At 59.2% G+C, this 24,450-nt stretch carries 21 protein-coding genes; 17 read left to right on the plus strand and 4 right to left on the minus strand.

The window, feature by feature from the left end; translation table 11 throughout:
- The first annotated feature begins 86 nt into the window (after positions 1-86).
- The 5 genes from E6C48_RS06105 to E6C48_RS06125 all read left to right on the plus strand — a co-directional run bounded on the left by E6C48_RS06105 (position 87) and on the right by E6C48_RS06125 (position 6,267).
- A complete protein-coding gene (locus tag E6C48_RS06105; protein WP_136355137.1) occupies positions 87-680 on the plus strand; it encodes a cation transporter in 594 nt (197 codons plus the stop codon).
- A gap of 744 nt (positions 681-1,424) precedes the next feature.
- Positions 1,425-1,796 (plus strand): hypothetical protein, encoded by a 372-nt coding sequence (locus E6C48_RS06110; protein WP_136355139.1) that lies wholly within the window; start codon positions 1,425-1,427, stop codon positions 1,794-1,796.
- 735 nt (positions 1,797-2,531) lie between these two features.
- Positions 2,532-3,020 carry a hypothetical protein gene (locus E6C48_RS06115; protein WP_230978681.1) on the plus strand — a complete coding sequence of 163 codons (489 nt, stop codon included), beginning with the start codon at positions 2,532-2,534 and terminating at the stop codon, positions 3,018-3,020.
- Between the two features lie 50 nt (positions 3,021-3,070).
- Positions 3,071-5,014, plus strand: coding sequence for an AAA family ATPase (locus E6C48_RS06120; protein ID WP_136355141.1), 1,944 nt, complete (start codon positions 3,071-3,073; stop codon positions 5,012-5,014).
- Between the two features lie 245 nt (positions 5,015-5,259).
- Positions 5,260-6,267 carry a hypothetical protein gene (locus tag E6C48_RS06125; RefSeq protein ID WP_136355143.1) on the plus strand — a complete coding sequence of 336 codons (1,008 nt, stop codon included), beginning with the start codon at positions 5,260-5,262 and terminating at the stop codon, positions 6,265-6,267.
- Positions 6,268-6,291: 24 nt separating this feature from the next.
- On the opposite strand, the gene E6C48_RS06130 is transcribed toward E6C48_RS06125, so the two are convergent.
- Positions 6,292-6,888: a type II toxin-antitoxin system VapC family toxin gene (locus E6C48_RS06130; protein ID WP_136355145.1), complete on the minus strand. Its 597-nt coding sequence runs from the start codon at positions 6,886-6,888 to the stop codon at positions 6,292-6,294.
- Between the two features lie 404 nt (positions 6,889-7,292).
- Here E6C48_RS06130 and E6C48_RS06135 point away from each other — a divergent pair, with 404 nt between their 5' ends.
- From E6C48_RS06135 to E6C48_RS06145, 3 genes are all read left to right on the plus strand, one after another.
- On the plus strand, positions 7,293-8,027 hold the full coding sequence (locus tag E6C48_RS06135) for a hypothetical protein (RefSeq protein WP_136355147.1): 735 nt from the start codon (positions 7,293-7,295) through the stop codon (positions 8,025-8,027).
- Positions 8,028-8,275: 248 nt separating this feature from the next.
- Entirely contained in the window at positions 8,276-8,803 is a 528-nt protein-coding gene (locus E6C48_RS06140) for a hypothetical protein (protein WP_136355149.1), read from the plus strand.
- 630 nt (positions 8,804-9,433) lie between these two features.
- Positions 9,434-10,168 carry a hypothetical protein gene (locus tag E6C48_RS06145; protein WP_136355151.1) on the plus strand — a complete coding sequence of 245 codons (735 nt, stop codon included), beginning with the start codon at positions 9,434-9,436 and terminating at the stop codon, positions 10,166-10,168.
- 70 nt (positions 10,169-10,238) lie between these two features.
- Here the strand turns inward: E6C48_RS06145 and E6C48_RS06150 are convergent, their stop codons facing one another.
- Positions 10,239-10,736: a hypothetical protein gene (locus E6C48_RS06150; RefSeq protein ID WP_136355153.1), complete on the minus strand. Its 498-nt coding sequence runs from the start codon at positions 10,734-10,736 to the stop codon at positions 10,239-10,241.
- A gap of 98 nt (positions 10,737-10,834) precedes the next feature.
- Positions 10,835-11,611 carry a metallophosphoesterase gene (locus E6C48_RS06155; RefSeq protein WP_136355155.1) on the minus strand — a complete coding sequence of 259 codons (777 nt, stop codon included), beginning with the start codon at positions 11,609-11,611 and terminating at the stop codon, positions 10,835-10,837.
- A gap of 355 nt (positions 11,612-11,966) precedes the next feature.
- On the opposite strand from E6C48_RS06155, the gene E6C48_RS06160 reads away from it, so the two are divergent.
- From E6C48_RS06160 to E6C48_RS06185, 6 genes are all read left to right on the plus strand, one after another.
- A complete protein-coding gene (locus E6C48_RS06160; RefSeq protein ID WP_136355157.1) occupies positions 11,967-13,643 on the plus strand; it encodes a RecQ family ATP-dependent DNA helicase in 1,677 nt (558 codons plus the stop codon).
- A 56-nt stretch (positions 13,644-13,699) separates the two neighbouring features.
- Positions 13,700-14,491, plus strand: coding sequence for an NYN domain-containing protein (locus E6C48_RS06165; RefSeq protein ID WP_136355160.1), 792 nt, complete (start codon positions 13,700-13,702; stop codon positions 14,489-14,491).
- Positions 14,492-15,188: 697 nt separating this feature from the next.
- The gene (hxsB, locus tag E6C48_RS06170; protein ID WP_136355910.1) at positions 15,189-16,598 is read left to right on the plus strand and encodes a His-Xaa-Ser system radical SAM maturase HxsB; all 1,410 of its coding nucleotides are present in this window, start codon (positions 15,189-15,191) and stop codon (positions 16,596-16,598) included.
- Positions 16,595-17,704: a His-Xaa-Ser system radical SAM maturase HxsC gene (gene hxsC, locus E6C48_RS06175; RefSeq protein WP_136355162.1), complete on the plus strand. Its 1,110-nt coding sequence runs from the start codon at positions 16,595-16,597 to the stop codon at positions 17,702-17,704. Before hxsB ends, hxsC begins: the two co-directional genes overlap by 4 nt.
- Complete coding sequence (gene hxsA, locus E6C48_RS06180) at positions 17,701-18,261, plus strand: His-Xaa-Ser repeat protein HxsA (protein WP_136355164.1); 561 nt, start codon at positions 17,701-17,703, stop codon at positions 18,259-18,261. Before hxsC ends, hxsA begins: the two co-directional genes overlap by 4 nt.
- A gap of 84 nt (positions 18,262-18,345) precedes the next feature.
- Complete coding sequence (locus tag E6C48_RS06185) at positions 18,346-20,106, plus strand: TOPRIM nucleotidyl transferase/hydrolase domain-containing protein (protein WP_136355166.1); 1,761 nt, start codon at positions 18,346-18,348, stop codon at positions 20,104-20,106.
- Between the two features lie 408 nt (positions 20,107-20,514).
- Here E6C48_RS06185 and E6C48_RS06190 read toward each other — a convergent pair whose 3' ends face one another.
- Positions 20,515-22,533: an AAA family ATPase gene (locus E6C48_RS06190; RefSeq protein WP_136355168.1), complete on the minus strand. Its 2,019-nt coding sequence runs from the start codon at positions 22,531-22,533 to the stop codon at positions 20,515-20,517.
- Between the two features lie 455 nt (positions 22,534-22,988).
- On the opposite strand from E6C48_RS06190, the gene E6C48_RS06195 reads away from it, so the two are divergent.
- Genes E6C48_RS06195 through E6C48_RS06205 form a run of 3 tightly spaced genes read left to right on the plus strand, consistent with a single transcriptional unit; the run spans position 22,989 to position 24,410 of the window.
- Positions 22,989-23,702 (plus strand): HNH endonuclease, encoded by a 714-nt coding sequence (locus tag E6C48_RS06195; protein WP_136355170.1) that lies wholly within the window; start codon positions 22,989-22,991, stop codon positions 23,700-23,702.
- Positions 23,689-24,099, plus strand: coding sequence for a hypothetical protein (locus E6C48_RS06200; protein ID WP_136355172.1), 411 nt, complete (start codon positions 23,689-23,691; stop codon positions 24,097-24,099). Before E6C48_RS06195 ends, E6C48_RS06200 begins: the two co-directional genes overlap by 14 nt.
- Positions 24,096-24,410 carry a hypothetical protein gene (locus E6C48_RS06205; RefSeq protein ID WP_136355174.1) on the plus strand — a complete coding sequence of 105 codons (315 nt, stop codon included), beginning with the start codon at positions 24,096-24,098 and terminating at the stop codon, positions 24,408-24,410. Before E6C48_RS06200 ends, E6C48_RS06205 begins: the two co-directional genes overlap by 4 nt.
- Positions 24,411-24,450 lie beyond the last annotated feature (40 nt).

Consider the following 24,450-nt stretch of genomic DNA (forward strand, 5'->3'; position numbering starts at 1 on the left):
AAATATCCGGTGGCGACGCCACGCCCCCTGATGCCTCCTGAGTATGCCGATGCCAGGCCCCAGCGCTACAACCTGGGGAAGAATCCATGACCATAGAGATTGCTGGCCTGCGCCGCACCGTTCTGATCGTGGCGCTTCTCAACCTTGGCTATTTCGGGATCGAATTCGCGGTGGCGCTGACCATCGGCTCCGTCTCGCTGTTGGCTGACAGCGCCGACTTCTTCGAGGACGCCGCAGTTAATTTCCTGATCGTTGCCGCATTGGGGTGGAGCGTCGCGCGGCGGGCACAGGTGGGTATGCTGCTATCAGCCATCCTGCTCGCACCAGCGCTCGCCTTCCTGTGGACGCTCTGGCATAAATTCAACGCCCCGGTCCCGCCCGAGGCCATTCCGCTTACCGTCACGGGCCTTGGCGCTCTGGCAATCAACCTTGTCTCGGCGTTCCTGATCGCGAGCTATCGGCACCATGGAGGAAGCCTCGCGAAAGCGGCCTTCCTTTCGGCGCGCAACGACGCCCTCGCCAATGTGGCGATTATTGCAGCTGGCGTCATCACGCTTTACTGGCGCTCCGTCTGGCCGGACGTGATCGTAGGCTTTGGCGTCGCCATCATGAACCTCGACGCGGCTCGCGCTGTTTGGACTGCGGCACGCGAGGAGCATCGGCTGTCCAGGGCTCAATGAAGCATGGTCGATGGGATATGAAGTTGTCGTTTGCACCTCGGTCGGGGCATTCCCTTTTCCTGGGCGGGTGATCAAGATACCGACGAGCATGTTCGGCCTCGGAGGTTCGCTGCCGGGTCTGGCAGTTCTCGTCCAGAATGTAGGAGCATGTCCCGGCTCCAGCGGAGATGGCAGGAGATGAGACGAAGCCCCTGTCCGCCGCACGCCGATAACCGGAATTTCGGTTATCGGCGTGAAGCCGTTCGCTGCCTTCGAAGCGCAGCGCCCATGGAGCCTTTCGGCATGCGAGTGAAGTCCCGCTCGCTTTCCGCAAACAGGGTTGCGCCCGTGCCGCGCGCTTCCACCACGCCCGCCAGCCGCCGCGCCGCCGAAGAAATGGCGATGCCGATCCCATTCCCACAAGCAGCATTCGCGCCATGCCAGCGACGCTTTCCATTTGCGGAAAGCCTCGTGCTGCACCTCTTCGTAAGCTTGGTCTGCCCGTCAAACCGTGCTGGGGCGACGGGTTCTGCGGTGCAGTCCCTCTCGAACCCCGGGCATGTCGGCGGACTAAATTGAACTGGAAGAGTCCGGCCGCGTTGTGGGGGCTGAGAATAACAACCGCCGGAACCTCGACGAGAGATCGATCTGATCGCCGCCGTTCAAGCGAAACGGCCACCAGTTTGAGGTGACGGACGTCTCACGAGGCCATTGACGTCCGCGTACTGGCGCCCGACCCTGAAGCGTCAATGTGGGGTGAAAGTCATGAATACCTATGTACAGGCCGCCGTCGTGTTCAAGCAGAGCGAGGACAAGGAGTTGGCGGTCCTTTCCGGGCTGGCGAAAATGGGAAGCATCAGGGCACTCGATCACTCTATCCGTAACCGCTTCGCCTATCTGGAAACGTCGGCCTCGGAGGAGGTGAGGAAAGAGTTCGTCCACTGGCGAGAAGTCGCGCGAAAGGGAATGGCTATCGAAGCCGAATGGGGTCCCGGCGCACTGTTGGATCTCTCACATCCAGTATATGTGGAATTGCGGGAGAAGGGGCTAATGAACCCCCGCCATGTCCGCAATGCCGAGACTTATGCGTCAGCTCAGCAATCCGTTTCCTCGTCGTCACTCTCTCCGACCTCATGAAGAATCGATCGGGCTCTGGCTTGGTCGGTTCCATAGTAATACTGCTTTCGGTGTTCTCCTTCGTCGGAGGCAACCAGCCATATTCCATCTTCCACGTTGGGGTCCCCGCGGTCGTTTAGTGTCGCTACTAGATACAGGTGAACGGAATTAACTGCCTCCTGGAAGATTTCAACGTCATCGGCAACGTCAACAACAACATCGTCGTCCGGCATAGGATGCTCCATCAAAGGCTCTTACGCCGACGCCCTAAACATGAATCCTTTAGATCCTGTTAGGCGGCATGCCGTGAAGGCGTCTTCCCGCCGTCGACAAAGACCCGAAAGCGCTGTCTGCCTGAATGATTGTTGGATAGCTGTGAATTGACATTATCGAGACAGCGTCATCTGAAGGGTTGCCTCACCTAATAAAGCGTAGACCCGGCACCTCACTCACGTTGGATGCCTGTCATCTGCCCGAAACAATTGATGCGCTCTGCCATTCATTCGAAAACCCTATTGACGCCGAAGTTGATGTTCTCTATTCGTTCCACCAATGAAAACCGCGCACCTCATACGCTGACCGTTCCGCGCCCGAATCCGCCGGGCATGTTTGAACGCGTCCGTAGGTGCTTCCGTGTCTCTTCTCGAATCTCAAGCGAATGACATCCTGGCCGTTGTGCGCTCCCGCGCACAGGCGAACTCATTCTTGCCTAAGGGCACTGTCCGTTGCCAAGGACCGCCGGCGTTCCGGACGCAGTTGGCCAGGGACCTCGGTTGCCTTCTCGATGTCGACGACGAAGTCGATGCATGGTCGTGCCTGCCGGCCTCGCTAGGCGCTGGCGACAGCACGCATGTTCCCGATTTCCTTGTCCGGCGCGGTGACAGGCATTCATTGGTCGACGCCGGAACGCGCCCGGGTCACGCATGGCTCGAAGATGCCGCTCGCGAGTGCGGCTGTGGGTACGAGACCGTGACGTCCGTATCCATCCGTTCGGGTGCGCGCCTCGCCAACGCCCGTGACCTGCTGAGATACTCGAACTGGCAATGTCCTTTAGGCGACCGCGTCCGTCTGCTTGCTGCTCTCGACGAGGTCGGCTCAATGACGGTTGCCGAGTGTCTCCCCGCTTTCCGCGAGACGGCCGCTATAGCTGGGCTGTCGTCGCTGGTCTTGCATCGCTTCGTCACGGTGAATCTCGACGAGGCGAGGATTGGACCGGAAACCATGGTCAGGCGCTGCTGCGCCTGAGATCGCTGCCGCCGCATCAGGCAGGCTCAATTCTCGATACGGACGACACTATGGACAAGTACAAGCTCGTGGGCTTCCGCGGGGAGGGCGGCCAAAACTCTTTCCGCAGCCGGCTTCAGAGATCCTTCCCCCGTTTCCTGGCGTATTGCGGCATGATGCGCGCATGCCGATCGGTGCCACAATTCCGGAGGCGCAAATCGTACGCGATCGGCCTGTCGGTTCCAGGCGACGCCGATTTCGACATCTATAACGCGGCGGCCTCGTATGCGGCACATGGTCGGGCGATCGTTCATGGCGGTGACGACGATACTGAGATCGTTACCAGGAACGGGAGCCGCTGGACGAAAACGAGGGAGATGGAGCTTCTGGCGACGTCCGCCAAGCGCCATCGGGTCCTTGTCGTCGTCGACAAGGGGACCGGGTTTCCAGATTCCTTCCGGCTTGCCGCCGACGGTATCGTCGCAGTCGGGCCAATCCTGCCACGGCATGTCATTGCGGGAGCGAAACTCTGTCTGGGCGCCGATGTCACGCCCGAGCAGGCGGCGTTCATCGCGACCGTGCCGCTGGCCATCATCAGCGCGGCGATGAGGCCGGGCAGATCGATCTCGCATGCCGTCACCCTGATGAAGAAGGCTATTCAGCCGAAGCAGAAGGAGGTTTCCGGCCCCACGTTGGACGATCTCCACGGACTCGGCGAAGCGGGCGCATGGGGCAGGGAACTGGCGACGGATTTGGCCGACTGGCGCGCCGGGAGGATCGGCTGGGAGGACGTGGACAGGGGAGTCCTGCTGTCCGGGCCGCCGGGGACGGGCAAGACCACTTTCGCAGGCGCGTTGGCCAGGAGTTGCGGCGTCCGGCTCGTGCTGGGATCGCTCGCGCGCTGGCAGGCTAAAGGACACCTTGGCGACTTGCTCAAGGCCATGCGCGGGGCTTTCGACGAGGCCCGCGAGAATGCGCCCTCCATCATCTTCCTGGACGAGATCGACGCGGTGGGCGACCGTGAAAGATTCAATGGAGACAACGCTCAGTATTGCGTCGAAGTCGTTTCGGCGCTGCTCGAGTGCATCGACGGCGCCGAATCCCGCGAGGGGATCGTCATCGTTGGAGCTTGCAACCATCCGCATCGATTGGATGCCGCCCTGGTTCGTGCCGGCCGTCTCGACAGGCACGTCCGAATCTCTTTTCCAGACCAAGAGGGTCGAGAGGGAATCTTGCGCTGGCACCTCCAGGGATTGCTGCCCGATGCCGACCTCTCCGCAGTCGCTGTGGCGACGGAAGGTTGGAGCGGGGCCTCCCTGGAACAGCTCGTCCGGCAGGCGAGGCGTCGTGCACGCCGTGGGCGGCGGGAGATGGTCCTCGATGACCTCTCGGCGGAACTGCCGCGCCCTGTTGCCATTCCGGCGGAGATGCGGCGGCGGGCGGCCGTCCACGAAACTGGGCATGTCATCGTCGCGCTTGCACTTGCGTGCGGTGAACTCGTTTCGGTTTCGGTCGAGAGCGCCATCGTCCCGGATCCTCAACGGCTACAGAACGGGGGCGGCGCCTGTTTCAGGGACAAAAGTATCAAAGAACGGACCCACGACGAACTGCTCGACAGCATCGCGGTCCGGCTTGGCGGTATCGCCGCCGAGGAGGTTATCCTTGGACAGCGATCCGCAGGCGGCGGCGGGGGCAGGGGGTCCGACCTGCACACCGCGACGCTCTTGGCGCTCGCTTTCGAAGCCTCCTACGGCTTGGGTGAGGGCCTGGCCTATCTGGCAGGAGATGACGAAGAGGAATTGCTTGCGGCGCTGAAGCTCGACCGCTTCTTGCATGAGCGCGTCGACAGGATCCTGTTGGACCAACTTCGACGGGTTACAGAAATCATCGAACGGCAACGGCTGGACGTCGAGGGAGTTGCGGCGGCGCTCCTCGCGAAAGGAAGTCTCTCGGCTGGAGAGGTTCGGGAGATTGTTGCGGGCCAGTCGGGACTGCAGTTGGTGGAGCAGGGTTAAGAGATTCCGGCGAGATCTGCCATCGAGGAAATGTCTTTGATTGCTGCGGTCCCCCAGATGGAGACTTGGCTCCCAAGAGCAGCGAGCATTGCTTCATCAATCCTTATGGAATTGGGAAAACATTTCCCGGCGTTCTCGCGCATTCCTAAAGGAATTTCCCTTAACTCCTTCATAGGACAGTCAGTCTGACGCGAACCAGCATCGGCCGGGAAGCCGGCAACTACGCATACAGGGAGGTTGAATTGATGGACAATGTCGCACCGCTGAAGGAGGCAGAAGTGCAAGTCGCTGGCTCCTCGCCGCCAAGGGATGCTCGCTCAGAGGCAAGCCGCAGCGGCCGAAAGTCGGCTTCCACTACCGCCGCCGCGACGCCGGCGATCGATTACGCAGAGTTCGGAATTGTCGGTGACGCGATTCCTCTTTTCGAGGAAGCGCGGGAGATGTTCGCGTCTATTGGCCGGAAGAGGACCGACGAGGTTTTCGCCTGCGGGGAGGTGCTTTCCCGGGCCCGCGAACAAGCGCCAGGTCAGGAAGCGTTCGAACGGTGGTCGAAGCGTGCATGCGGGCTCACCAGGAGAGGCGCTGACAACTACATCGCCGTGCACAGGCGGCTGGCAGCACACCGGAAGCTTTTCGTCGAATGCAGCGTTCCCGCGGCTGCGATGTACACCTTGGCACATGCCGAACCCGAAGCCTTGGCATCGGTGGTGGCGGCCTATCAGGCGGGCGAGAGGCCAACGGTACGCGACATCAAAGTTTTGGTCGCCGGAGACGTTGCCCCCGCGAGACCGGAATTGGCGGATGTTTCAGGAGCTGACGGCCTGAAGGCTCTTGCACGCGAAAAATCACGGACAGCCATTCCGGTTCTCGTCGGACGCCTCCAGGCCATGCTCGCAGACGTCCACGAAGCGCTCGAGACTCACTTCGCAGGCAAAAAGGTGGCAAAGGGAGCGCTGATCCAGAAACTGGAACATCCAGCGAGGCGCGCCCGGGCAGAATTGCAAAGCGTGGCGCTGTTCGTCGAGCCTAATTCCTATGGGGATGAATGGAGGGTTCATCCATCGCAATTTCCGCACGGCAGCGGTTGGGCACGCGTTTCCAACATCCTGTTCACCGTCGGCGGACAGGAGAGCTGGCCCGACGCAAACAAGCTCGGCGCCTGGCTAGCCGACGAGGTTCGTCCCGCGCTCGAATTCGCGATCGGGGAAAAAGCTGCGAATGTCACGGCGGCGCAGGACGGAATAGAAGGGTAGGCGGATCAACGGCCTCGGCCGCGCTCAGGCGGCACGCCCGAATGGCTGCCAAGCGTCTGTCTGGTGATGGGGATATTTTCGCTCGGGGAGACGGCTGACATTGTTCCGGGGCCGTCTGCCGCCTGCAATAGGCCGGATGCTCCATTGATCCCTGGCGGGATCGTAGAGTCCCGGTAACCGGAAGTATCGGTTGATGACCAGGAAGTCCTTGGTGTTCATCGTCACCAGAGTGGCCCGGTGGACGATCGCGAATGCCGCCATTTCCAGATCCTGGCGAAGCTTGACCGTTTTGGCTTGGGGCGAATGGATCCATATGTCGTTGAGCTGCGGAACCGCAGTCATGCGCCCGTAGAGCATGGCGACGTCGACGTCAGTGGGGAGAGTGGGCATTGTTGATTTCACGAGAGCGTTGAGCCAATCTTGGAGTTCGACAGCCCTCGCAACGTTCCGCCGTTGAAGCAGCGATATGCCCCTCTGAATCTCGGTGACGCAGCCAACGGTAATGGCAAGCGATTCCTCCTGCCGGGCCATCCAGTTCACCACGTTTGCGTTCGGCCGTGGCTTTATCAGCTCGCTCACCACGTTAGTGTCCAGAATGTATAGTTCGATGCGTGGGCTCACGACGGACATCCGGCTATGATGGTGGAACAGGTTTACGCTGCGGCAGGTTAGGCAAAAGTCACCGGCGAAACGTTAAGGAGCCGCTTTGCGTGCGTACGAGAGGATTCGACATGAGCACCGGGAAACCCAGCGATCAGGACGCTTCGGAAGCCGGATCGGATTCATGGACTCTCTCCGAAGCGAAGGCTCGGGTCGCTGACCTGTTTGATGCAGCCGCGAATCGGGGGCCCCAAACGATCGTCGGCCCGGATCACGAGTTCCGGTTGGTCCTCACAAGGAGCCGCCGGACGCCTGAAGCCAAAGAGCTGCTGTTGAGCGGCGGCCGTCCCACAGAGCCAGGAAGACCAAGCGGCCGAAAGGAGTGATGGCGGCTTTCGGACTGGTTCAAACGAACGGATAGCAACGTGTCTATGCGATCAGCGTGGCGGCGGTGGCTAGGTCAGTTCGAGCAATCGCTTGACCAGCTTGCCATCTCAACAATCGATGTCAGTCATTTCGACGATGCGGAACGTCGCTCCGTTACGCTTGCACTGTTCGCGCGGTTTCGCGCAGAGCTTCGCGCAGCGTTGACGCTGGCGGACGCAGGCCATGACATGGCATTCCGATCCTATTGCCGATCCGCGATTGAGTGCGCTCTGCACCTCCTACATGGCGAAGCGCAAGGCAACTATCTTGAGCAGTTGCGGATGGACGACACGGTAAGCCGCCGCTCTCGAGCCAAGACCTTTCTTAAAAATTCCCACGGACGCCTCGCCGCGAATGCTACAGAGAGCCTTGAGAAATTTCTCCGCGACAGTGCCGGGGCGAAGGGCAAGCTTCTCATCTCTGAAATCGAAACCCCATTTCCACGCTTGAATCATGTCTACCGGGAGATTTCTGCTGATTCAGCCCATGTGACCTGGACATCGCTTCACCGTCAGGTGAATCAGACGAAGATCGGGTGGATCAGTGTGGAGGTCGAGGCGAAAGTCTCCGAGGACGAGATGGAAGAGTCCGCGTCCATTCTCGCGTTTTCGGGATTGGTGGCGACAAAATCGCTACTGGAAATCGTGCCTGAGCTTGATGAGCGATATGATCTTCAAGCAATTTTCGAGAGCTATAAGCCTGTCTACCTCGATGGAAAAGAGAAAAAGGAATAGCTTTCCGCAGAGAGCGAAAGAGAGGGATGAGACGAAAAAGATGATTCTATTTTCTTAAAAATGGAGAAATGGCATTGAATACTCGCTAACCTCCAAATGAATTATCCACTGTTCTGTTAAGGGGGATCTCGACTTTCTAGGGCTGCCTATGTATAGGGCCCCCATGTTCAAGAGCGCCTTTTCTTTCGCACGCATATGACCTCGCTATCGGCGAGAGACTTCATTCGTGCAAAGAAAGGAACAGAATCTTGGATATCACCGCTCGTATCAAGTTGGCCGTTGCCGCGCATGCGCGGCGTGACGACGCTTCCCCCACTGATTTCGATCTTCGCTTCCGCGACGGCATTGCAGCCGGCGGCTGGCATCTCGATGACGAAAGCCTGACGCGCGCAGGATACTACTGTACCTACGCTCGCAAGGCGACGATGGTCGTAGTCAGACCCGGAGCGCCTGCGATCCCCACCTTTTGGAAACCCGCCGTGTTCTTCCTTCCGGACGACCCGGCCCTGAAGCCTGAGATGGCATATGACGGCGATCCGCTGCTGCGCGGCTGCAAGGTCGTCCCGGTCAAGCCTGCTGTCGACACGCCAAGGTCAAAGCTCAAGCGCGAGGTTTTCGGGCACGTCAATCCGGCGCTGGATGCCCTGGCTAGCTTCCATGAACGGACCGGAAAACGCTGGGAGGTGCTCTACCTTCGCGAGCGCGACCGCTGTCGCAATGTGGGCGAGGCGTTCGACTGGTCCGAGATGCCTGTCGATCCGAGGACGCTCTCCTAGCGGTCCGATCTCGCGCAGCCGGCGCAGGCTCATTGCAACGCACAGAAACCAACGCGGCGTCCGGCGACATCGCGGTTGCCAGCGCGTGCCCCGACCGCGGGGAGCGCCGCCACTTCCAACCAAGAAAGGATACCAAGCGTGCCAAATTCGGAATCTTCCCCCAGCTCCGCACCCCGTTTGAGGAAGGCGCTGGTTCCCACCGACGACCAACCGGACTTCCCCGTCAGGTTTCCCGTCCGCCTTCCCGCAGACCTTGCCGAACGCCATTGTGTCGGGGGGGCGCCGTCTTTGTCGTCGACTATATTGTACGGCAGAACCCCGGCCACGACCGCGGCATTCTGCAGCTGAACATGCTGGGCCAGAGCGGGACGCCGTATCTCGTAACCAAAATCTGCTCTCCGGAAACCTGGCCTTGGCAGCGCGAACATGCGTTTCGCTTTCCTGGGGAGGCCGCGGCCGCACTTCTGCAGGAATGGGATCCGACTGGCCCGAAGGTCCAGCAGAACTAGGCGGCTCAATGCGCCACCGAAAGAGGTACCTCTCAGTGTCTCGTAGCCGGCGCCAGAACTATATTGAAACCAGGCCGATCGGCAGAGAGCTTGATCCGGCCCATCAACATAGGAAGCAGTCATGAATCGCAACGCCAGGCGTGCCGCGCAAGCGCAGACACGGACGAGAACCGTTGACCGTGTCACGGCCGTGCACGAAGCGGGGCATGCTGTCGGCCGGTTACTCACCGCCAAAGACATGGGCTTTTCTTTCGACGAGGCGGTGCACAGCATCGAAGTCGGAACCGGGCCTGACTGGCTCAGCTCCGATGCCAGGATTGTGCTGCACTCTCAGGCGATCTGCTACGGACCCGCCGTGTCACGGGAATTGCAGGCAGCGTATCAGCAGGCCTATCCGGGTCGTGAGCCGATTTCCGCGGACGAGCTCAACGCCCGGATGCTCGGCATCGGCACGGCCGAACAGCGAGCCGTTTCAGGGCGTGCGAAGATGGTTGTTACGTCCATGGGAGCGGCGGCCGAAGCGCGGCTGAGCGGTGCTCCGTGGGAGGTAGTTTTCTCAAGCGATGCCTGCCGCGCCGATCGAATGGATTTCAATCGCGAGGCGAGGCTCGTGGGGCTTGGCGATGGCGAGATGGCCGAAGCGCGGGCCGCCGTTGGCTCGATGGTGATCGGACTCGTGGCAATTCCGGACGTCTGGACCGCCATCGGTGCGATCGCCTCGGCGATTAAGGGAAGGCTTTCAGGGAAGCAGGTCGCCTCGCTGGCGGCGCCTTATATCGGCAAACTGCCGCCTGACTACCTTGACCGCCTTTCTCCGTCACGGGCAACCGAACTCTTGTATCGACGATCACTCTGAAATGGATTTCAACCGCCATCGAGTGGTTGAACGGGAAGTCAAGGCCACGGCGTAGGGAGGAACCTAAGCCTCATGCCGGCAAGTTGTCATAATCTCGTTCAAGAGCGACCAGGTCGTCTAACGCTTCGTCATATTCGTAGGCAACGCCGTCGAGCTTGACCCCGCCTTCGTCAGGTGGAAGAGGGGAGGCTCCCTCGGCATGAATCTCACAAGCAACGAAGAGGCGACCCGTGTCCCTCAGACTGCCTGGCCTGCCGCAGGTCTCGCAGTATCGGTAAGAACGCGAGTCGGCGAGAATCTCGGCCTTGTGCAGCGCAAGCCGAGCAGCATCTGACACAGACCGATCAGGCATCGCATCCATCCTCAGGCTTCCATACTTTTCGTAGACCCTTTCGAGGTGAAGGCGCGTTCCGGGCGGCAGGGCGGCTGAGACTTCGCCGAAATACTTGTCCAAAACCACTTCCCACCCCGGCCCGCACTCGAACCGCATCCGTACGGGAATCAGGTCGGGGTACTTTGTCTTCAAATTCGGGAAGTCTGTCATCGGGGCTCTGTCACCGGTTGCCATGGCGCGTCACTTCATAGCGGTACCAAACCTGAGGTGAAGGTTTAGTTCATGTCGACGTGGAGGCGGGCGGACGGAGCGGATGGATAGCATCGCCCATGTCAGTTTTCGCACCTCTCGTAGGCGAGTTCGTCTGCCGCTTCTCGCGTAACCTCAACACGTCCATTGGAGCTGACAGCAAACAGGAAGTGGAGAATGCGTTGATCCGCAGAAACGGCAAGGCAGGTAAGCCTGCCGGAAGCGTATGCCCAGGTATCGATGCCGATGCGGGTGCGTCTCGTCTCGGGCAGGCAGGTCGAGGTCGGTGTGTGGCCGTGGACGACGATATGGGATAGTTCGCCCTCGAACTCGAGGAAGGGCTCCCGGATCATCATCATGACCTTCGGATCCTGCTCCGCAATCGGGCGACTTGGATCGACACCCGCGTGAACATAGGCGAAGCGGTCGTCGACGATGATCGGTACGGATTCCCGCAGTACCTGGACGTGCCGGGCAAAGTTTCCCCTGAACGCGGCGGCGGTCTCGGAGATTTCGCCTTCAGTAAGTAGCCCGTAGGATTCCAGCGTTTCGTAACCACCGAGCCGTAGCAGCCACTTTTCGAATCTTGCCTCGTCGACCGCGTCCGACGTCATGAAATCCAGGAAGTAGGCATCATGATTGCCCCGGATCAGTCGCGACCGAGGCCATCTCTCCAACGTGTGGCAGACAAGGTCGAGCGCCCGCCGGCTCGATGGGCCGCGGTCGATGATGTCTCCGAGGAAGAGCACTCGCGGTTCACTGCCGGATGCGTCAGCCTCTCGGGCGATGGCGTTAAGCAACGGTGTAAGCAGGTCGGCGCGGCCGTGAACGTCGCCTATGGCGTAGGTGGTGTATGGCATCCCAGAAGTCCTTTCGGGACTCAGGTAGCGACGTCACGTTGTCGTTTGATTAAGGCGGGAGGAGGCGGTCAGATCGGTCTTGCTTGGACAGGCAACTTCAATTTGTTTTCGAGGGGCTGGGCTATGCCATGGGACTGATGTGGTGGCGAGCCACCATTGAAGTGATAGCTGCCGGATACGCTTGCTTGCGTCATGCGCCTGTACGATGCGAGACGCCGGAAATCTACAGGGTCGAGCGGCTCTCGTTTTGCAGCCAGTGTTTCCCGGATTCGCGGCGTTCGCGGTCGGTGGTCAGCCTTTCATAAACCTCTTCTGTTACTCCCGTGGTTTTCAGGGACGTGGGCGCAATAGGGAAATGAATCAGCAGCTCGCCACGGATCCGTGGCAGGAAACACGACGGCAAGTCCTTCAGCGTGACGACTACCGCTGCGTCTCGTGCTCGACCTCCGTGAAATCGGCCGAGGCCGACATCCATCACCTGTTGCCGAGGTCGATGGGCGGAACCGACGAACTCTCGAACCTCGTTACGCTTTGCGATGGCTGCCACGCCTCGCATCATCCGAATCTCGCCGGCGGCCTCGCAAGGCGGGTTATCGAAAGATGGGCGGTCAGGCTGGCGCGGTGGCTCGATACGGATGGCCAGGTCGCCGAGGGCGTCGGGAATTTCGGCCCGGCTCTCCGCCTTTTCGGACTGGACCGCTTTCGGCAAGGCCAGTTGCCGATCGTGCTCGCGGCCCTGTCCGGGAAATCGGTGCTGGTCGTCAGCCCGACCGGATCGGGAAAGACCCTCTGCTTCCAGCTCCCCGCCCTGCTTCGCCGGGGCATCACCGTGGTGGTTAGCCCACTCAAGACGCTGATGTTGGAGCAGGTGTCCGATCTTCTCGCGAAGAAGATCCCGGCCACGTTCGTCAACTCCGACCTCAGCGTCGAAGAGAAGCGGACCCGGTTTTCCCTCTTGGGGCGGGGCGCGATAAAGCTCCTCTATCTCGCTCCCGAACGTTTCTTTGTCCGGAGCGAGGACGAACGGACGCGACTGAAACAGACGAAGCCATCGTTCATCGTCGTGGACGAAGCCCATTGCGTCGACCAATGGGGCCGTGACTTCCGGCGGGAATACGGCCGCCTCAAGGAGGTCCGAGAGAAGCTCGGGTCACCGCCTGTCCTGGCGTTTACCGCGACGGCCGGACGCAAGATGCAACAGCGCATCCTGGCCTCCCTCGGCATCGAAAACGCCGAAGTCTTCGTGCGCGACGTCGACCGGCCGAACATCGCGCTCGTCAGGCAGAAATGCTCGCCCGAAAAGCGGCCTGACGAGATCGCGTCCCTTCTGCGGCTGCCGCAACTCCAGGGTCAGAAAGCCATGGTGTTCGTGCCGTCCACCAACGTCGGCGAGGAATTGCAGGCCGCGCTGCGGATTCTTGGGCTGGACGTGCCGCTCTACCATTCCAAGCTTGAGAGCGCATGGGAACGCCAGGAACTCGTCAAACGGTTCCTGGGGCAAAGCAGGCCGGCGGTCGACCGGATCATCTGCACGAACGCTTTCGGCATGGGTCTCGACGTTCCGAACGTCCGCCTCGTGATCCATTGGCAACAATCGGCTTCAATAGAAGACCAGTTGCAGGAATTCGGACGCGCCGGCAGGGACGGGAAACCCTCGGTGGCTGTGATGTTTCACAACGGCTCAAGCATTGGCCGCGACATTTCCCGTCTCCGCTTCATGGCAGAGAAGACGGTCGAGTCTGCGCAGGTTTCCATGTTGGAGCGCCCGCGGATGCTGGAGCAGCGCTATCATCAGATCGATCAGGTCGCCGAGCTGATGAAAACCCAGTCGTGTATTCGGACGGCCATCTCTGAATATTTCCAGGGACCGAAGACGATCAGGCGGCCTGGCCTTTCCGTGCGAATTCTCGATCGGGTGTTCGGCAGCAGGAATAAGCCGCAGCGGCCTCGGGCCTGCTGCGACTATTGCGACAAGGCGGAGATCAGGCGTCGGGGGACGGTCGGGTACGTGTCCAGAATACTGGGCCCATAGCTCGGCGTTGACACCTCGCGCGGTCGTGCGGATGCTGCCGCAGGTTGGAGAACGCAATGGCCTCAGATACCCGGTCGCGAAGACTCGCTGTCTTGATCGACGCCGACAACGCGTCGGCCAAAATTGCCGACGGCCTGTTTGAAGAGATCGCGAAGATCGGCGAGGCCAGCGTCCGCCGCATCTACGGCGACTTTTCGAGCTCGCGTTCGAAGGCCTGGGCCGATCTCCTTTCTAAACACGCCATAATCCCGCAGCAGCAGTTCGCCTATACGACAGGCAAGAACGCATCCGATATCACGCTAGTGATCGATGCGATGGACCTGCTCCACAGCGGACGCTTCGACGGGTTCTGCCTGGTCTCGTCCGACAGCGACTTCACGCGGCTCGCGGCCCGCATCCGCGAGCAGGGCATCGATGTATTCGGTTTCGGGGAGCAGAAAACCCCTGAGAGTTTCCGTCAGGCCTGTCGTCGATTCATCTATACCGAGAACTTGCTACCCTCCGCTCCCGCGAATGTCCCCGAAGCCGCTGCAGGTACGAAGCCTTTGCAGCAGCCCTCGGCGGCGGTGCCAATCATCCGGAGGGTCATCGCGCAAATGGAAAGCGAGGACGGCTGGGTTCCTCTGGGCGCCGTCGGTACCCAACTTGCCAACCTGGCTTCCGATTTCGATCCCCGCACGTTCGGTTTCCGCAAGCTGAGCGACCTTGTACGGAAAACGAACGCTTTCGACATCGAGCATCCTGAGGGCGGCAGCATGCGAATACGTATCAAGTCTCCTGCCAACAACCGTCCCTCGACGAAGAAGTCGTCGCGGCGCGGCCCAAGCACTGAAGGCACGGGTGGGTAATAATGCCATGACTGGCTACCTCGTGTTCCGGATATGGGAGCCGTTTAGGTCAGACTGGTTTGAAAGCCTTTGCGTAGACTTTCGAATTTGACCGAACACGTCGGACGTCTAATGGCAGATGAGGGGCACATGGGCTGGCGGGCGGACAAGGCATACGAAGAAGCGCAAGCAAAGGCCTTTCGAGAATGGAGGGCGTCCCTCAATCGAGTGGAATACTTTCGGTGGCAATGGGATCGTCACCGACACTTCTTGAGCGGGGTTGTCGCGGCCGGTATCGTCGTGTTGGTGATCTGGTGGCTGACGAAGACCTGACGACTAGCGCAAACTCTTTCATCCGAACAGCATCACGAGCGAAGCCCGGATATCCCAAAGTTCAGCATTGATTGTCCGAACTCACCGAGGCATGATCGCCGTGGGTTTGGGAAATGACAAAATTGTCTGACGATAACGAGTCAGGGCTCGTGGTGGAGGTTCCCTCACGGTTCCAAGAACACTTGGACGTGACGCTTGTTCGCCTCCAAGCGCTTTTCCCCGATTGCCAGTTCTCCCGGATTGACTGCACTATATTTGTGCAGGGATCAGAAAGCCGTTCGCAAGATCAAGTCCGCAGAACGATCCTCTACACCGTCTATCGAGAGAAAATCTACGCAGAAACTCTGGGCATGCGTCAGGCACTCGTCGAGGCGGTAACCGCGTGATGAAGGTCTGGCCACTGAAGTTCCGCGAGATGTCGGACGGGTCAATGTTGTTCGCCGATGACGCCGGCGGGTTCTTCAAGGCAGGTGACGACTTTCTGGACAGGTATGCCACCGACGGCCTGTCAGCCGATGACAGTTTGTTCCTGAAGGAAGGAAGCCATGGCTTCGAACGGGAGCGCGATCTTCCGTGGACGTCGTTCGCCTACAGATGGGCACGCCGCCAGTCCAGGCCTCGGAAAATGAACTACGTGATCCTGGTGCCGACGCTCCGGTGCAATCTGGCCTGCGGATACTGCCAGGTTTCCCGCGCGCCCGAGAAAGCGCGTGGATTCGACTGGTCGGACGAAACCTTGACGGGAGTCCTTTCGTTCCTCGGTGACTTGGAAGGACCCGACATCAAGGTCGAATTCCAGGGCGGCGAGCCGATGCTGCGCGTCGATCTGCTGGAAGCCGTTCGCGACTACTGCCGGGAAAAGTTTTCCCAATCCCAATTCGTCGTCTGCACGAATCTGCAGAAACTGGACGCGCGTGCCTGGGCTTTCCTGGATGCCGATGACACGTTCATCAGTACCTCGCTCGACGGTGACCGCCTGACGCACGAGCGCCAGCGTACCCATGACGGCGACGTAACCGACGCATTCTTCCGAAACCTCGAGGCTGTCGTCGCCCGGTATCCGGAAGGAAAGATTTCAGCGCTGCCCACAGTGGACGTTGCCAATCCGCCGGACCTCGACGCGCTGCTCGACAATTACGAGCGCTACGGCGTCCGGTCAGTCTATTTGCGTCCAATAAACCACCAGGGATTCGCGCGAAAATTCCATCAAGGCGACAACGTTGTCGCTCGCTGGAACCGCCTCCATTCGGGATTCATCGACCTGCTGATCGCCCGCAACCACCGGACCGGGCGCTTCATGGAGGAGTACTACTTCAGCCAGTGCCTGAAGCGCGTCCTCCGATTCGACGCCGACAACCATGTCGACATACGGAACCCGAACTTCTTCGCGTCGGACTACGTGGTCGTGGATCACGACGGCCGCTTCTACCCGACGGACGAAGCGCGGATGCTTTCCAGGATCGGGCGTATCGACCTCAGCATCGGCGACGTTGCGACGGGAATCGACCGGGCCAAGGTCGATGTCCTCAACTCCGGAGCGTTCAACCATTTCGATCCGGATTGCATTCACTGCGCCTATCAGCCGTTCTGCGGAACGGACGTCGTGGACGACATCTCCCGGTACGGCAGGGTCGACGTTCCGCGGCCGGACACATGGTTTTGCGGTCGACATCTGGCGCTCTTCGACAAGGTCTTCGAGATCCTATATCGCAATGACGCGCCGACGCGTGCCTCGCTGGCGGCCTGGCTCGGCGTCGCTGCCTGGGACGATGGCATGGCACCGGTGCATTCATGATACCGCTGCGCGTCAAGGTGGAGGTGAATGCTGAAGAGCCTTTCGTCGTTCGGCTTCGCTCCTTCGAGGCTGAGGAGCGGGAGCGAGAGCCAGAGCAATTGAATCATTTCGAGGTGTCGTTGGAGCGAGCCGATCCGGACGGAGCCGACTACGCGGGCGAGGGCGGTCCGATACGAGTCCTTGGGATCGATCCCTCCGAACTCGACGGCGACGTCTTGCTGGTGAATCCACGGCGAGGAACCGCCGACCGCCTCATTCGCAGCACCTCGCCGCACAACACCTTCCTGGTGACCGAGCGATGCGACCAGGTCTGCGTCATGTGCTCGCAACCACCTAAGAAGCACCACGTCGACCTGTTCACTTATTTCGAGACCGCAGCGCTGCTGGCGCCCGAAGGCGCAACGATCGGCATCTCGGGTGGGGAGCCGACGCTGTTCAAAGAGCGGCTTTTCACCTTCCTGAAGCGCGTGCTGGTTGCGCGTCCCGATCTCTTCTTCCATATCCTGACCAACGGCCAGCATTTCGAGGAAGACGATCGGTCCACGATGACTGGTCTCGACCAATCACGGATCGTTTGGGGCGTCCCGCTCTATTCGCACGACCCATCGGTCCACGATCAGGTCGTCGGCAAACAGGGCGCGCAGGAACGGCTCCTGGACAACCTTGCTTTCCTGTGCCGCGTGGGCGCCGCGGTCGAACTCAGAACCGTCCTGATGCAACCCAACGCACCCGGACTGCCCGAGCTTGCCAGGTTCATCACGGCGATGCTCCCGTTCATCCGGACATGGGCTGTGATGCAGACCGAGAACATCGGCTACGGCCGTATGAACTGGAAAACGCTGTTCTACGACAGTTCCGAAGGATTCGACGTGGTCGGGCGTGCAATCGACCTCGTGAGGAGCCGCGGGATTGACGCCCGGCTCTATAATTTCCCGCTCTGCACGGTGCCGGAAGCCTATCGCCATTTGGCTCCGGCCACGATTTCGGATTGGAAGCGGACGTACCGGGAAGAATGCGAAGGATGCTCGTTGAAGGCCGAATGCGGGGGATTCTTCGAGTGGCATCCGCGTGATCATGGCTACGGCAGATTGGGGGCTGTTCAATGAAGAAGCGGTTTTTCGCGATACCGTCTTTGCTTGCGGCAGGATTCCTGCCTGCTTACGCCCATGCCTATCCTACGAAACCAACACTGGACGGCGATCTCGGTAAAGCGAAGTCGCTTTTCGACATATTCAAGATGGACCACGTGTACACGCTGGCCGGGCATCGCAGTCATAGTTCACATAGCAGCCATAGCTCGCATTCGAGCCATCGCTCTTCTACGGGCGGCTATTCGCTTCCTTCGTCAACCTACAGGGCGCCGTCGACATCATCGCCCTTGTATAGCGCACCGTCGAATTCGGCGCCGACCTATCAGGCTCCCGTGGCGCCGAATCCCGCTCCCTTGAAGGTGCTCCCCGGAAACACGGATCGATTCAAGGAGATTGTCCTCGAAGTGCAGTTCGCGATGCTGGCATTCGGATACTATAATGGCGAGTTGGACGGGAAATTCAGCCCGGAGATGAGGGGAGGGCTCCAGCGGCTACAGACCGACTACGGTCTGAAGGTGACAGGAACAATCACGCCGGAGACGCTAGATGCGTTGAAGATTGAGGCGCGGTAGTTGTCGACACATGCATCGCAGAAGATGCGTATTACCGTCTCGAGGCGACATCGTTGCCGCGCCCCATCTGACCGACAAGTGTAGATGGATGCGATGACGACGGAATTGCTGGACATCCCTGCAAATGCCGGTCGCCTGCTTCTGGAGCGAGGTGGGACGTTTCTATGCCCCCTTTTGAAGGCAAACGACTTCGCCAGATACTGCACCGAGCGCGAGCACCCCATCACGCCCGAGCGCCTGCTTGCCTTTGAACGACTTCGGTTATTCTTCCCGATCTTCAGAATCGCTGCGCCGGAAGGCAAACGGATTCAACTGCATCTGCCACTTCGGGACGATACACCCTTTCGCGATGGGGCCATCGTCGACACAGCGAGTCGGCCCGAGTACCCCGTGCCGGACGATGTCCACAGCGGCGGGGAAGCCTACTATTCGATCTTCCAGATTTCGTCACTGACCTTTGTCCTTTCGCAATTCACAGCCAAAGTCTCCCTTGAAGGCTTCCTCGACGAGGTGAAACCAGAAGCGCAATGGACGTCGATAGGCCAGCAGTTAGGCGATGTGGTACGAGCAGGAGTCGATCAGGCGCGTAGGCACGCCTATCGACCTGCCGTTGATCTGCTCTGTCAGTTCATTTCGGATCGCTACTACCCGCATGTGCGCGGTAATCAGCGCAGTATCCTGTTCACTGAGGGGGGCTTCGTATTCGACGAATGGACTGTCCGCAACGCCCGTTCCTGGAGGTGGCACGAGTACGCCAGAAACTGGAGCCCTTGCGATGCAGAGACAGCCTTTGCCTTGACCCCGGCTAAACTACGTCACGCCTATGAAGGCTTGGCCATGCTGCAGTCGCGCGAAGATCCGATTGCTTCATGGCACCAACTCGTTCAGTTCATTGCTGTCGCCGAGCGCGACCGACTGAAGGGCGCGGCGCTTTGCGCCGAGACCATGCGCTATGGAGCGTTGATGCTGCGCCGACTGTACAAGGACCTCTATGGCGAAGACCTTCGCGTTCCCAACGAGGTCCACGGCACGGTGATCACGCACATTCCGGAACTCTCGGTACGCGACGATCCGCTGCGTTACCTAGAGTACGTGGTCAACCGCTATGATCTCAACCCGCGACCCAAGCTGACCTTGTTCGTGGAAGGTCCAAGCGAAGAGATCGCTGTCCGGCACATCTTTGAACGCTACTTCGGTGCGAACGCAGGCGTGCACGGTATCGAGATCATAGTGCTCGGTGGTGTCGATACGGCCACCGGCGGCAAGCAGGACCGCTACCGTGCCATCCTACGTCTCGTCGACTATCTCCATCATCATCAAACTTTCGCCTTCGTCGTCCTCGATACCGAAGGAACGGCCGTGCAACTCAAGCGCAGCACCAGAGAAGCGCTCTCGACCCTGCATCCCGGGCGCTATACGACACGGCCTGATTATGTCCATCTCTGGCGTGTTTCCTTCGAGTTCGACAATTTTTCGAATACCGAGATTGCCTATGCTCTCACCGCCATTTCGGGCGGTGGCGCGCGGTTCCGCAGTGCCGATATCGCGGCCTGCCGAAAGGACAAGGTACCCGGAGCGGCGCTCAAGAAACTTTACGCAAGTCGGCTGGGGTACAAGCCCGACAAGCTTGCGCTCGCGCGGATTCTCGTCGAGGCGATGCTGTCTCCGACCAGCCGTCGTAACGCAGCCAAGCGCCCCATCATGAAAGTGCTGGAGCGCATAACACGACTAGCCGCTTTCAACCCATTCCCTACCATGCAACAGTCCTGGGAATACAACCAGCGATCAAACTATCTCGGCAAACGGCGCGGCAAAAAGGTGCCTCTCAGAGATCTCGAAGGCTGAGGCGTTGGCTGTAGCACAAGCGCGCTCTTGAAATCCTCAAGGGTAAACTCACCTGCAATATGGCGGCGGTGAAGTCGTCGCACCGCTGCGAAGCGCTTGGACGAAGCATCCGGTTCATCACCTTCCGCTTTGCGCCCCCATCTCAGTCGTTCAGACTCTTCTTTTCGGTGCTCGGAAGCTGCCGTTCGACACGGCCGGTAACAATGGCCGGAGAGCAGGAGGCGATCGTTCTCTGCACGGGCGAAGGCATTCCGTCCCCACGTCTGGAGCGGATATTCATCCGTCGACCTAGCCCAAATCCAACTTGCGCCAGCGCATCAACGCTAGCGTAGAAATCCAATTGAATCACCCTTTCGAGATTCTACTACCCCCCAATCACCAGCCTCTCAAAGCGCGAAGACGCCGCCTCTACCTAAGCGCGGAATTGACCGCTTGGATCAGTTTTTTCCATTGTTCGCGTTCGTCCGATGCCAGGTCCTTTGCCGTATGATCTCGGGACCAGCGAACAAAAGCTTTTGCAAGACGATACTTCGAAAAACCCTTAATTTCGCTTTCGAATATGTCGACAAGCGGGCGATCTTTCTGCTTCGCCGCGACGGTAGCTACATCCCAGCCGCAGTGCGACTTGGCAACGTCAATCAGTGTTTCACGGAGCATATCTTCGACTTCCGCAGATTTGACGGGACTGACTAGGAAGTCCTTCGTCCGCATGATGCCCTTGTTGCCGAGCGTGTGAACAAGTGTGTCCTGTTTCGCGGCTTGGTCGCCTGCACTGTCGGAATCCAGGAGCGCCGCCACTTTGAAGCCCTGCGCGTGAAGGATCGTCGCGAAATACACGACCTTGCCAGCGGTGTTCGAAGGTACCAAGGCAATCTTCTCGTTTAGGTCGGCGTCGCCCGAGTCCCGCAGAAGCGCGGCAACGGCATCAACGTACCAGTAATCAGTAAGTCCCTCGAGGACGAGATTCTGCTTCTGCGTGAAGAGGCTCTGAGCGAGGTCGTAACCAAGTGCCTCCTGCAATGGCAGAAGAGCCGCAGGATCATTCGCGGTGACGGATGTGTGGACCTTGGTCCCCGTTTCCCTATTTGCCATCTCGACCACGCGGACAAGATCAAGCTCATCGGGGCCGACAAGGAAGGGCGAATGGGTCGAATAGATCGTCTGATTGTCCGCAGCCAGCCGCGAAATCGTTTTCCTGAATTCGCGCTGTTTTAGGGCGTGAAGACTCATGCCTGGTTCGTCGAGTAGGAGCACGGCGTTCTTGTGATCTCCTTCTGCTTCGGCGAAAAAGACCACGAAGAAGGAAACAAGCCACTGAAACCCCTCTGAGCGCTGGTCTAGCTCGACCTCGACCCCGAGATCGTCTTCAACCGTCACTTTTAGGTATTGACCGTCCGCGCGTAGACGTAGCTTCGCCGCCTCACCCTTGCTTTCATCGGGATTCCAAACCGACCTGATTTCGCGCGTGAGGCTGACTTCGGCTGCGTTGAGCTGGTACTGCCGCTTATCAAGCTTCTCCCGATAGGTTTCCATCGCCTCGGGATTGTTGGGATCGGGATCGGGCGCCGTCCCCATTTCGGATAGCTCGGCGGCAGTGAACCCAAGCAGATTCAGTAGGCAGACATTCCCGTAGTCAAATCGCTCTTCATCAAGTGTGCTGTTCGCGATCCTCGCCGCCAGTTGCTTTAGGTGGATCAGTGGGCGAACACGAAAATAATTGCTGAAGAGGACGAACACGGGAACGCGCTTCCGAAGCGCCTGAACCGCACTGTTGCGCGCGTCGCCGATGCCAATTGCGGCCTTGAGACTGTCGTAGCGGGCCTCTTCCTTCTCATTGCCTTCGTCAACGAAAGGAAGTACCGCGTCAAGCCAAGCTAGGAGCACCTTGGCTTTTTCGCCTAGTATTGGATCCCAAGTTTTCCAATCAGCCGTTATGACGTTCAGCTTTTCAGATGGCTTGCTCTCGGAGCTGCCCTCTGCTGCAGTAAATTGACTGTCAACGTGGGCTGCGAGCCGGAGCAAATCCTTGTTGATGTCTGCAAAGGACTTCCTTACGGGCGCTCCCTCCAGGCGATGCCCGGTCGAGTTGTCAAGATTCCGCCAAAGGACATAGCTTGCGTCTTTCATCCCCTCGGGAAGCAGGGCGCGCTCATCGTCATCAAGTTCGAATTCCGCTTCGACAACTTTTGTTTCGGCGGGATCGACCTCACCCGTTGTGATCTTGCTGTAGCGGGAGCGCGGATAGTCTCGCAGCGCACTGAGGGGCTTCACGCCGCTGGGCGGATTCAAGTGCTGGATCGCTTGCAAAAGCGCAGTCTTGCCCGCTTCGTTGGGGCCGACCAAAATCGTCTTGTTCTTGTCGATTTCGAACTCTTCGCTATCGACTATTGAGCGGTAGTTCTGAACGTGAATTTTCTTAATTCGCATGGTTGTCCTCCCACCGTGCCGCAGACTGCAGGCAATCAATTCTGACTGCAACACTACTTATGCTCGAAGCTCTGACGATGATGCATTATGTGCAGTATTGACCAAGGCGTGAATGGCACTGCACCGCGGCGTTGACTGGAATAACCAACGTCCGCCTTAGTCAGCAGGCGGCGTATCGCTCAAGAATTCGGAATGACCGCCTTTGACGGTCGGCTCCCGGAGGGTGGTGATCCACCATCGGCTCCGAACCGTCGGACGGCAAGACGCGCCTCCATGTCGACCATACAGCTATTGGTGATGCGCCAAAAGCGCCGTGTCGCTTGCGGCCTTTTGCAGGACTGGCTGGGCCTGAATCGACGGGTATTGACATAGTTGGTTGAAGCTCAAAACTATTGCGCAACTTGTTTCGAGAGCGGTTGTTCTCGAGTGTGAGACGTCGGGGACATATTTCGCCAATGGCAATAACGGAGAAATCCATCAAGCTTCTGTGGTCGAACGCAGCAGGCCGCTGCTCATTCGATGGTTGCCGCGTCCGCCTCTCTCAGAGGGAAGCCGAAGGCCGTGCGCCTTACACAATCGGTGAGATGGCCCACATTCGTGGGGACAAACCTAGCGCGAACCGGCATGATAGCTCCCAGATTACTGCAGAGCGCGACGACTACACTAACCTCATCCTACTTTGCCCCAACCACCACACCGAAATCGACAAGAAGCAGAATGAAGAGATCTTCACCGTCGAAATATTGCACGAGATGAAGACCAAGCACGAAAACTGGGTGGATCAGCGTACCGACACAGACGAGGCAACGGAGAGGCAAGCGCTTGCCAAGTCGATCTTGGTCCTCCTTGAGGAGAACCACCAAGCTTGGCAAGCCTATGGCCCCATGTCGGAGCTCGCCTTGAGCGAGCCTCACAACGATGAAGTCTTCTCCATCTGGGTCTCCGAGCGTCTGTCCACCATCGTGCCAAACAACCGGAAGATTACTGGTCTGCTCGAACGACACAGAGGTGTACTCGACCCTCACGACCAGAAGGACGTCTCGGCGTTTCTACTCCATTCGCGTAGCTACGAGAGGTGGGTCAACGACGAAATATCATATGCTGGCGTTCTGCGATTTCCCGCGGAGTTCGCCGATCGGATAAGGAGGGCAGCAAATGGCGGCTCGTAGCGACGTTTTCCCTTGGCCAAGCCATTATGGCCATTTTCGCTTTTTCGAAGAACGGATGAAGGGCCATGGCAGGGTCGCGAATCTTGCCTCCGCAGAATCCGGGGTTTACGAGCTAACGCGGGATACCGGGCAAGTCCTTCGTGTTTTCATCTGCGAATGCTACTCTTTCGGTGTCGCCCAGTTCATCGACGTGCAAAACCAGCTCGGTCATGTGGACGTCGTGATCATTAATTCCAATTGGTGCGGCTACACCAAGGATGCGCGGGAGCATTGCCGCGCTGCGCAAGTTGGTCTGTTCACCATCGCCGAGTTCATGGGGGCTCTGGGACAAGAGGACTTCTGGAACTATCAGACCCCGGCGGAACGCGAGCGCGAGAAGGCCGCGCGGCGCGGATGACGGAGAGCGTTCAAATCTACGGCTTCGGATCACGCTTTCATGGGAAGACGTCGGCGTACGACGTAGACCTCTTGATCGTTCATTCCGACGTCGACTCGGCGTCTTGCCACTTTGCGATCTATTGCAAGCAACTGCTGTCGGCGGCAGTTCTCAATGCCGACATCACAATGTTGTCCCGGGATGAGGAAGCCGACCTGCGGTTCATCACTCAATCGTGCGCCATGTCGCTCGGCCACGTCCGCTCTGGAACCGTAAAAGAGGATGTCGAACGGATCGGAATTATCATCGCCGATGGCGCGCATGCTCAATGACCGAAAAGCGTTGATGCAATGTAAGCGCTGTTTTCCTAGA

The organism is Ollibium composti (assembly GCF_004801285.1).
In the GTDB taxonomy this organism is placed as follows: domain Bacteria; phylum Pseudomonadota; class Alphaproteobacteria; order Rhizobiales; family Rhizobiaceae; genus Mesorhizobium; species Mesorhizobium composti.